Origin of the sequence: Streptomyces sp. SID1328 (genome assembly GCF_009865595.1) — a bacterium.
Classification (GTDB): Bacteria; Actinomycetota; Actinomycetes; order Streptomycetales; family Streptomycetaceae; genus Streptomyces; species Streptomyces griseoluteus.
Map to the genome: position 1 here is coordinate 1 of NZ_WWKH01000712.1, position 2,541 is coordinate 2,541.

General features: G+C 70.9%; 2 protein-coding genes and 1 pseudogene. All 3 read right to left on the bottom strand.

Annotated elements, in window-relative coordinates:
• Positions 1-356: pseudogene (locus GT030_RS22930) on the bottom strand (pyruvate dehydrogenase (acetyl-transferring), homodimeric type); the annotation flags it as partial.
• A 246-nt stretch (positions 357-602) separates the two neighbouring features.
• The gene (locus GT030_RS22935) at positions 603-1,226 is read right to left on the bottom strand and encodes a GntR family transcriptional regulator (protein WP_161202705.1); all 624 of its coding nucleotides are present in this window, start codon (positions 1,224-1,226) and stop codon (positions 603-605) included.
• A gap of 295 nt (positions 1,227-1,521) precedes the next feature.
• Positions 1,522-2,541 (bottom strand): 2-oxoglutarate dehydrogenase, E2 component, dihydrolipoamide succinyltransferase (gene sucB, locus GT030_RS22940; RefSeq protein WP_161202706.1); only part of this gene is annotated, 1,020 nt, incomplete at its 5' end.

Below are 2,541 nucleotides of genomic sequence, written 5' to 3' on the forward strand. Positions count from 1 at the left end.
GAGGCGAAGGTGGCGATGTGGCCGCCGACGCCGTACTTGCTGCCGCGGGTCACCATCGCCGCCGCGTTCCACCGGTTCCACGCGGTGATCCGGGTCTCCATCGCCTCGTCACCGGGGACGCCCGGCTCGGCGGCGGTGGGGATGGAGTTGACGTAGTCCGTCTCCAGGAGCTTCGGCAGCGCGACACCGCCCGCCTCGGCACGCTCCAGCGTGCGCCGCATCAGGTACGCGGCGCGGTGCGGGCCCGCTTCCCTGGCCACGGCGTCCAGGGAGGCGCGCCACTCGGCGGTCTCCTCGGGGTCGCGGTCCGGGAGCTGGTCGAGCGCGCTCGGCTGGATGGCGTTGGGGTCGGTCATCTCGCCGCCTTCCTCAGTCGAAGGGGGATCCCTCATGGGTGAGGGTTCGGGGTTGCCCTTGGTCTTTGGCAGGACAGGGCGAGAACTCGGTAGAAGTCCGTCGGTGACAATAACTCCCTGATCGATGATCGATCAAAGGTTTGAGGGCGAAAACCCGGTCTTGACGCGAAAGTAGGCACCCGGTGTCTTTCGTACAGGCACGCGGTGCCTTGTTTTCCCAGGTGGGCGGGGTGTCGCTCAGCCGGGTCAGGGGCGGGGCGCGCAGCCCAGGACGTGGGCCTTCACCAGCTCGGCGATCCGGGGGTCGCGGCGCTGGAACGCCTGCACCAGCTCCTCGTGCTCCTCGGCGTAGGACTGCTGGACGGTGCCGAGCCAGCGGATCGACAGGGCGGTGAAGACCTCGATGCCGAGGCCCTCCCAGGTGTGCAGCAGTACCGAGTTGCCCGCGGCGCGGACGAGTTCGCGGTGGAAGCCGACGGTGTGCCGGACCTGGCCGGTGCCGTCTCCGGCCCGGTCGGCCTCGTAGAGGGCCGCGACGTGGGGTTCCAGGGCCGCGCAGCTCTCCGCCAGGGTCCCGGCCGCGAGCTCCGCCGCGATGGCTTCCAGGCCCGCCCGGACGGGGTAGCTCTCCTCCAGGTCGGCCGCGGTCAGGTTGCGTACGCGTACGCCCTTGTTGGGGGCCGATTCGATGAGGCGGAGGGATTCCAGTTCCCGCAGGGCTTCCCGGACGGGGGTCTGGCTGACCTCCAGTTCGGTGGCGATCCTGCGTTCCACGATGCGCTCGCCCGGTTGCCAGCGACCGCTGACGATGCCCTCCACGATGTGCTCGCGGATCTGTTCGCGCAGCGAGTGGATTACGGGCGCGGTCATGGGGGCTCCTCTTCAAGGGGCGTGGCTCTATGACCATACGGGGGCCCGTCGGGTGCCGTGCGGCGCATCGGGGGGCTTTTGCCCAGGTGAGACGAGTTGCACAGGGTGTTTTCGATCGGTCTCGCCGTGGGGGTGCCGGTTTGGGGGTGGGTGCGGCGCCGTCGTGGCTGGTCGCGCCCGCGCGGCGGAGCCGCATGTCAGCACGGCCCCGCGCCCCTGGGCGGGTCCGGCGGGCCCGCCCGGAAACGGCGAAGCCCCCTGTCCTTGGACAGGGGGCTTCCTCACAGGCCGGGGTCTACAGGCCGAGCTCCACCTCGAACTCGCCCGCCTCCAGGATCTGCTTGACCGTGGTCAGGTAGCGGGCCGCGTCGGCGCCGTCCACCAGGCGGTGGTCGTAGGAGAGGGTCAGGTAGGTCATGTCGCGGACGGCGATGACCGTGCCCTCCTCCGTCTCCAGGACGGCCGGGCGCTTCACCGTGGCGCCGATGCCGAGGATGGCGACCTGGTTCGGCGGCACGATGATCGTGTCGAACAGGGCGCCGCGCGAACCGGTGTTGGAGATGGTGAAGGTCGCGCCGGACAGCTCGTCCGGGGTGATCTTGTTGGCGCGGACCTTGCCGGCCAGCTCCGCGGTCGCCTTGGCGATGCCCGCCAGGTTGAGGTCACCGGCGTGCTTGATGACCGGGGTCATCAGGCCCTTCTCGGAGTCCACCGCGATACCGACGTTCTCGGTGTCGAAGTAGGTGATGGTGCCCTCGGCCTCGTTGATGCGGGCGTTGATGACCGGGTGGGCCTTCAGCGCCTGCGCGGCGGCCTTGACGAAGAACGGCATCGGGGAGAGCTTGACGCCCTCACGGGCGGCGAAGGAGTCCTTCGCCTTGCCGCGCAGCTTCATCAGACGGGTGACGTCGACCTCGACGACCGAGGAGAGCTGGGCCTGCTCGGTCAGCGCCTTGACCATGTTGTCGCCGATGACCTTGCGGATGCGGGTCATCTTGACGGTCTGGCCACGCAGCGGGGAGACCTCCAGCGCGGGGGCCTTCTTCGCGGCGGCCGGAGCCGCAGCCGCTGCCGGAGCCGGGGCGGCGGCGGTCTTCGCGGCCTCGGCGGCGGCGATGACGTCCTGCTTGCGGATGCGGCCACCGACACCGGTGCCCTTGACCGAGGCCAGGTCGACGCCGTTCTCGGCGGCGAGCTTGCGCACCAGCGGGGTCACGTAGGCGCCCTCGTCGGTCGCCTGGGTGGCGGTCGGCGCGCTCGGCGCGGTGGCCGGAGCGGCCGGAGCCGGGGCGGGCGCGGGAGCCGGGGCCGGGGC